This window comes from Clostridium sp. (genome assembly GCF_016650095.1).
GTDB lineage: Bacteria > Bacillota > Clostridia > Clostridiales > Clostridiaceae > Clostridium_AD.
Genome location: NZ_JAENWL010000168.1, coordinates 1 through 7,548 on the forward strand (window position 1 = coordinate 1; position 7,548 = coordinate 7,548).

Annotated in this window: 8 protein-coding genes; all 8 read right to left on the reverse strand. The window is 32.0% G+C overall.

What is annotated here, in order from left to right:
- A partial coding sequence (gene flhF / locus JJE11_RS10820; RefSeq protein WP_291635448.1) for a flagellar biosynthesis protein FlhF occupies positions 1-1,130 on the reverse strand: 1,130 nt, incomplete at its 3' end.
- Entirely contained in the window at positions 1,130-3,202 is a 2,073-nt protein-coding gene (gene flhA, locus JJE11_RS10825; protein ID WP_291635450.1) for a flagellar biosynthesis protein FlhA, read from the reverse strand. The genes flhF and flhA, both read right to left, overlap by 1 nt.
- Before the next feature lie 6 nt (positions 3,203-3,208).
- The gene (locus tag JJE11_RS10830; protein WP_291635452.1) at positions 3,209-5,041 is read right to left on the reverse strand and encodes a fused FliR family export protein/FlhB family type III secretion system protein; all 1,833 of its coding nucleotides are present in this window, start codon (positions 5,039-5,041) and stop codon (positions 3,209-3,211) included.
- A gap of 11 nt (positions 5,042-5,052) precedes the next feature.
- Positions 5,053-5,322, reverse strand: coding sequence for a flagellar biosynthesis protein FliQ (fliQ, locus tag JJE11_RS10835; protein ID WP_291635454.1), 270 nt, complete (start codon positions 5,320-5,322; stop codon positions 5,053-5,055).
- A gap of 10 nt (positions 5,323-5,332) precedes the next feature.
- On the reverse strand, positions 5,333-6,178 hold the full coding sequence (gene fliP / locus JJE11_RS10840) for a flagellar type III secretion system pore protein FliP (protein WP_291635456.1): 846 nt from the start codon (positions 6,176-6,178) through the stop codon (positions 5,333-5,335).
- Positions 6,162-6,527, reverse strand: a complete 366-nt coding sequence (fliO, locus tag JJE11_RS10845; RefSeq protein ID WP_291635458.1) for a flagellar biosynthetic protein FliO — start codon at positions 6,525-6,527, stop codon at positions 6,162-6,164. The genes fliP and fliO overlap by 17 nt, the downstream gene beginning before the upstream one ends.
- Positions 6,528-6,537: 10 nt before the next feature.
- Positions 6,538-6,996, reverse strand: coding sequence for a flagellar basal body-associated FliL family protein (locus JJE11_RS10850; protein ID WP_291635460.1), 459 nt, complete (start codon positions 6,994-6,996; stop codon positions 6,538-6,540).
- On the reverse strand, positions 6,993-7,548 hold a 556-nt coding region (locus JJE11_RS10855; protein WP_291635461.1), incomplete at its 5' end, for an OmpA family protein. The genes JJE11_RS10855 and JJE11_RS10850, both read right to left, overlap by 4 nt.

Genomic DNA, 7,548 nt, shown 5'->3' on the forward strand with positions numbered 1-7,548 from the left:
GGTATTTGGGAAGTTTCTAATATATTTAGTATGGACCCATAAGTGGAAGTTTCATCTAATTTAGTTACTATTATACTATTATAATTCAAAATTTGATATCCTTCAATAATATATTTGATATCTTTATTTTTAGTTGTAGAACTTAGCACTAAATGAATATTTTTTGTGTCAGCCTTTTCTACAAATGTTCGAAGTTCGGAGATTTGCATTCTATTTTTACTACTTCTTCCTGTGGTATCAATTAATACTACCTCACATTCATTCATGCACTCTATTGCCTTTTCCATATCATTCATGTTGTATACAACTTCAAACGGTATATTCATAATATCAGCATAAGTTTTAAGCTGCTCTACTGCACCGATTCTATATGTATCTACAGTAATTAATCCTACTTTTTTCTTCTCAATTAGAGCTAGCCTTCCTGCGAGTTTTGCAATAGTAGTAGTTTTTCCTACACCGGTTGGCCCAACCAGCACTATTCTACCTTCGAGCTTTGGCGTAGTAACATGAATCATTTCTTTTAATACTAATTTCAGCTTGTCATATTCAGTAAAAGAAGTTTCATTAGATTGTATTTCAACATTTTTAATTTTCATGATTACGTTTTCAATAATTTCACTATCTACATCATTCTCTTCTAATATTTTTTCTATATCACTTTTATGATTATCTGAAATTGTATTAACACTGGTTAATTCTCTAATCATAGTTTTCATTTGCATCATTTCATTCATTAAGTCCTTTGAGTAATTATCACTCGCAGCTTCCTTATTCCCCAAATCATTTCCTGAAGAATGCGCTACAGCATGTCCTGAAAATTTATGTAATATGTTATTTTGTCCCTCAGTATCTTTATGGTTATCTTTAATTGCATTTTCTTGTTCCACAACTTTCTTAATTGCTTTTATACTATTTACTACATTACTATTTTCTTCATTTTGTTCCTGCTCATTTATTTGATTTTCAACTGCTGCAGTTACTTCAATTATCTTATGCGAAAATAATCCTTTTATTCCTGATTTTCTGATTTTTCTTTGACTTATAATTACAGCGTCTGAGCCTAGTTCATATCTTATTCTTGTCATGGCTTCGTTCATGCTACCCACTACATATCGTTTTATAATCATTATAGAGTCACAACTCCTTCAGTTTTAATCTCAACTTCATTTGGTATCTCATTAAGAGAAAGCACGAAAATGCTAGGAAACACCATTTCAATTAGTCGCCTAAAAGCTGGCCTTATCTTTGGAGATACTAGTATAACTGGTTGGTTATTATGAAAGTAAATTGTGTTAATATTAGTCTTAATAGAATTTAATATTTTCCCGGTAGTATCTGGATCTACTGCTGGGAAAGAACCTTGTATTGATTTTTGGATGTTGCTTGAAACAATATTCTCAACTTCAGGCGCAAGAGTCATGATTGTTATACTTCCATTGTCATCAACTAGTCCATTACAAATACTTCTTCCAAGGGAAAAACGCACATACTCTGTTAAAACTTCTATGTCCTTAGTTATTCTAGAATTATCTGCTAAGGACTCGAGTATTGTAACCATATCCTTTATAGCTACTTTTTCTTTAAGGAGACTTTGAAGAACCTTTTGTATTTCACCAATAGTCATAAGATCTGGTATTAATTCCTCAACTACAGTATTATATTTTTCTTTTACTGAATCAATTAGCATCTTTGTTTCTTGTCTACCTAGAAGTTCGAAGGCATGACTCTTAATAGTTTCTGTCAAATGAGTTACCATTACAGTAGTTGGGTCTACCACTGTGAGTCCCTTAATTTCAGCATCTTCTCTTTGATCATTATTTATCCATACTGCAGGAAGTCCAAAGGTTGGTTCAATAGTGTTTATTCCTTGTATATTAATCTCTTCAGAACTTGGGTCAATGCATAGTAACATGCTTGGCATTAAATCACCTTTAATTATGACAGTTCCACGAATCTTAACTACATATTCATTTGTTTTAAGTTGTAAATTATCTTTAATTCTTATTGGCTGAACAACAATTCCCATCTCTAGTGCGCACTGCCTTCTTACTGAGGCAATCCTTTGTAATAAATCCCCCCCTGTAGCTTCGTCTGCGAGTGGTATTAATCCATATCCTATTTCTATTTCCATAGGTTCCACAGAAATCAAGTTCATTACATCTTCAGGTTCTCTATTTTCTGTTTCAAAATTTTCTTGTTCATCATTTTCTATTTTCATAATCTTTTGGTCTTTTTCGTCTTTACTTAAAAAATATGCGCTGGTTGCCGTAGCAACTGCCAGTAAAATAAAAACGAGATGTGGCATGCCTGGAATTGCAGCCAAAACTAATAATACTACAGCTGCTAAGGCAATAACTTTTGGAAATGCAGTAAGTTGCGCAGTTACTTGACTTCCAAGATTTTTATTACTACCAGATCTAGTGACTAGAATACCCGAAGCAGTTGATATTAAAAGCGCCGGTATCTGTCCTACAAGACCATCTCCTACAGTAAGGCGTACATACGTAGTTGCTGCTTCTCCAATCGGCATCCCGAGCATTACTACTCCTATAATTATCCCACCAAAAATATTAATTATGGTAACAATAATGCCCGCTATTGCATCCCCTTTTACAAATTTGGAAGCTCCATCCATAGCTCCATAAAAACTGGCTTCGTCTTGTAGCTTTGTTCTTCTCTCTCTTGCCTGTTCTTCAGTTATAGCACCAGCATTCAAATCAGCATCAATACTCATCTGTTTACCTGGCATAGCATCTAGTGTAAATCTAGCAGAAACTTCTGATACTCTACCAGCACCGGCTGTAATAACTATAAACTGTATAATGATGATTATTAAGAAAATAATTATACCAACTACATAATTACCTCCGACAACAAATTCTCCAAAGGCCTCAATTATATCACCTGCATAAGCTTCTGTAAGAATTAGCCTAGTGGATGAAATATTTAACCCTAATCTTAAAAGTGTTGTAATAAGTAATAGTGTTGGAAAAACTGAAAATTGCAAAACTTCTGTTGTGAACATTGTTAATAGTAAGATTACAACTGCAAGGGTTATGTTAAGTGCAATTATTACATCAAGAAGCTTTGGTGGCAATGGAATAATTATCATTAAAATTATTCCTATTACGCCAAAGGCAACTAAAACATCTAGATTATCTTTTATACTAAATCTTGCTTTTTCAGCCACAAATATCATCCTTTACTATTTTTTCTTTAGCTTGTATACCAATGCTAATATCTCTGCTACAGCTTGATACATATCAGCCGGAATTTCTGAGCCTATATCTAATTCCTTATATATTAGCCTCGCTAGTGGTTTATTTTCAATAATTGGAACATTATTAATACTTGCAATCTCTTTTATTTTTATAGCCACATTATCTGCACCAATAGCTACAACTATTGGGGCCGCCTCTCCTTGCTCATATTTAATAGCAATAGCTAAATGAGTTGGGTTTGTTATGACCACAGTAGCATCAGGTACTTCTTGCATCATTCTACTAGATGCCATTTCTCTTTGCTTTTGTCTGATTTTCGATTTAATCTGTGGGTCTCCTTCTTGTTGCTTATATTCTTCTTTAATTTCCTGTACACTCATTTTTAATTCTTTGTTATGTTTATATTTCTGATATGCAAAATCAATTATAGATATTATCAGCATAATTATAGCTATTTTAAAAAATATATCTATTACTAATTTCCCAAAAACAATTAAAATGGCTTCTATTTTTAAGCTTCCATAATTCATTATTTGTAAATAATTGTTTTTTACAAAATCATAAGCAACAAGTACAATAGTTGATACTATAGCCAAATTCCTAAGTAGATCCACGAGTGACCTTGTAGAAAATATCTTTTTAAATCCACTTATGGGATTAAGTTTTTTAAAATCAGGTTTAAGTGGTTCATTGGTTAATATAAACCCAGATTGCATTAAACTTGCAACTACCCCCATTATCATAATAGGAACCATAAGTGGGAAAATCACAAGTCCTATTCTCATCAATGAAAGGAGAAGCACATTTTTAAAAGTATACTCATTAACACTCAATATTAAATAATTGCTTAAGAAAACACTTACCGTTCTTTTTAAACTGTCTAGTACATACGAACCTAACATAATCATCAAAAGTGTTATAGTTATTAACGTAATAGTAGAAGATAATTCTTTAGACTTAGCTACTTGGCCCTTTTTCTTTGAATCACTTTTCTTTTTAGGAGTAGCATCTTCAGTTTTTTCTCCGCTATCCGCTGAAATAATAATAAGCATTGGTATTACTCTATAAAAAGCTTTTATTACATCTGGCATAGTGTAATAAGAATTTACTATTAAATTTAGAAGAGCTGGCAAGACTAAAGCAAAGCAACTGAGTCCTACTAATATTTTTATTGGCATACCTATAATTATAATATTTAATTGGGGAACTGTTCTTGATACGAGTCCCATACATAAATCTGTTATAAGAATTATCAAAATAATTGGTATTGCTATTTTTAAACCAAGTATGAAAAATTCTATAAATATCTTTACCATCATCATAGCTGTTCCTTGCGCAAGTATAAACTTTCCTATATCAACCACATTAAAAGAATCAATAATAGCTCTTATTAGCATATGGTGACCATCTACAACGAAAAACATTACAATACTTACCCTGTAAAGTAACGTTCCAAGCAAAGTAACGTTATCATTAGATACAGGATCAAATATGCTCATCATAGAAAATCCAACATGAAAATCCATAAGCTGTCCCGCCATTTGTGCTGAAAAAAAACAGAACTTTGTTATGTAACCCAGGGATAATCCAGTTATAACCTCTGCTACGCAAAACATTATAAGGGCTGTATTATTATCAATTAATTTCACATTTCCATAATTAACACCTGGTAATATCAGAAAAGTGAAAATAACACAAAATCCAACTTTAACCAATACGGGAGTGGACTTAGGAAAGAAAATTGGTATAGCCATAAAGAATGCTGATATTCGTAGGAGCACCATTATATATCCTAAATAATAAGCTGTATCAATCAATATAACTCCACCTAACCTCCCATAGTAGCAATAAGTTCAAACATTCTAGTCGTAAAATCAATCATTATGTGAAGCATCCAACTACCCATTAATAAACCCATTAGCGCGGCCGCTAGTAACTTCGGCACAAATGTTAATGTTTGCTCTTGGATTTGAGTAGTAGCCTGAAATATACTTATTAATAGCCCTACTATAGTAGCTGTAAGTAGGATGGGAGCTGCTACCATTATTGCAGTTTGAACAGCATCTTTTACTACGGTTAACACAATATTCTCTGTCATTTAATTCACCTCAACTAAAACTCATGATTAATGATTTTACAAGTAAGTTCCACCCATCAACCATAATAAATAGTAATAATTTAAATGGAAGTGAAATCATGACTGGTGGTAACATCATCATCCCCATAGCCATAAGGATACTACCTGTAACAATATCTATTATAATGAAAGGTAAAAACAGCAAAAATCCCATTTCAAAAGCTCGTCTTAGTTCACTTATCATAAAGGACGGCACCACCGCATATAGGGGTACTTCATCATAGGTAAGTTTAGGCTTTCCATTTGTCAGTATTTCCTTGCCGTTTGCATCAACTTGATTTTTAACTGTATCTTCTAAATTCCCAACTTCTAAAAAAAGTTTTAAATCCTTTGCTCTAGTCTGTTTTAACATAAAATCCCTCATAGGCTTTGAACCTTTATCAATGGCAACCTTTTGGGTTATGGTATTATTCAAATATGGAGTTAAAGCTTCATTATTTACTATTGTAAAGGTAGGTGCCATTGTGAAGAATGTTAAAAACAGCGCAAGTCCGACTAGAACCTCTCTTGGTATTGCCGTTTGAACACCTATAGCACTTTTAAATAATGATAATACTACAATTATTCTTACAAAACTCGTAGACATTATTATAAATGAAGGCAATAGAGTAAGTACTGTAAGCATCATTAATAGCTTAATATTATCAACATACTCAGTTGGAGTATTTGCATTATCAACAGAAATATTAATTTTAGGTATTGGTAGTGAATTCGTTGCCGCTTGTACAACTTTTATGTTAACAATACTCATCATCGCAATGCTCATTATTACCATTGCTAAAGCAAAAATAAACAAGTTTTTATTTTTTCTTTTCATCTTTTACACCCTTTTTAAAAATATGTTTTTTGAATAATTCCTTCATGTCTTTATATTGAGGTAGGTCTTTATTATTTTCAATACTAATAATTTCTTCCTTTGGCAATTCAAATAAAATATTAATTTCCTTTGAACTAGAAGATATAGCATATGCTTTTTCACCAATTTTCACAACTACAATGCTATTCTCCTTAGATAGTGCAACTCTATCTATTATTTTCATATATTTTCCATTTTGCAATTTTTGAAGTTTCTCACCACCATATTTTAAAGATAAATTTAATAAAATCAATATGAAAGGTAAAAACAATAAAATTTTAATAATTAGTATCCAAAACTGTCCATCCATTATTTCCCACCTACTGTACCAATATAGAATTAAAATATATATGGCTTATTTTTCCTTTTGTTAAAATTGGATTTACCTTAGCTATTAGTTCATTCTTTATAACATCAATACCTGTATCACTAAAGTCAGTTGTTTTCTTTAACCTAAGAGTTGCAATGACTACATCCCTAATAATTGGCTTTTTAGTTACAAGTTCTTCCGTTAGTTTTTTATTATCTTCATATCCAATGAAAATATCGGCCTTTAAATAGCGCCTTCCCTCGTCGTCTGTCAGATTTATTAAGAATTCGTCTAAAGAATAAGTTACCTCAATAATTTCTGCGACTTTAGGCGTATTAGTCGTGGCAGCGGCCCCTTTGTTACCAAAGAAATACATACCTGCAAAAGCTGCACCGCCAATTAAAACTAATACTAATAAAACTATAATGACTATTTTAGCTGTATTTCTTTTTTTAGGTTTATCACTCATTTTTGGGCGGCCTCCTTTTCAATTGCAACAATTAAAATATTAACTCTTCTATTTAAAGCTCTGTTTGCTTCGCTAGTATTAGGTATAATAGGTTGGTATTCACCACAAGCAACAGATGTAAATCGCTTAGGTTGGGTTTGCCCCTTAATGTTTACAAAATATTCAAGTACATTCAATGCTCTAGCAGAAGATAATTGCCAATTATTTTTATATTCATAATTACTAATAGGCATATTGTCTGTATGTCCCTCTATTACAATATTATTTGGAAGTGTAGATATTAGAGCATTTATTGTATTCAATACTGGTTTACTCTTATCTATAATTTCTGCTTTTCCACTTTGGAATAAAATATTTGCCTTAAGTTGAAGAATAACCCCCCTTCTATCTGATTTTATATCTACTGTAGCCTCAAGTTTATTCTTATTTATGAAACTTTGAACCTTCTCGTACACATCTTCCATATCCTTACTAGGTATTGTAGTTGGCACAGGTTCCCCCACGAGTGGTACTTCTCCATTTTTTATATTGAAATCTAAAACAGTCTTTCCA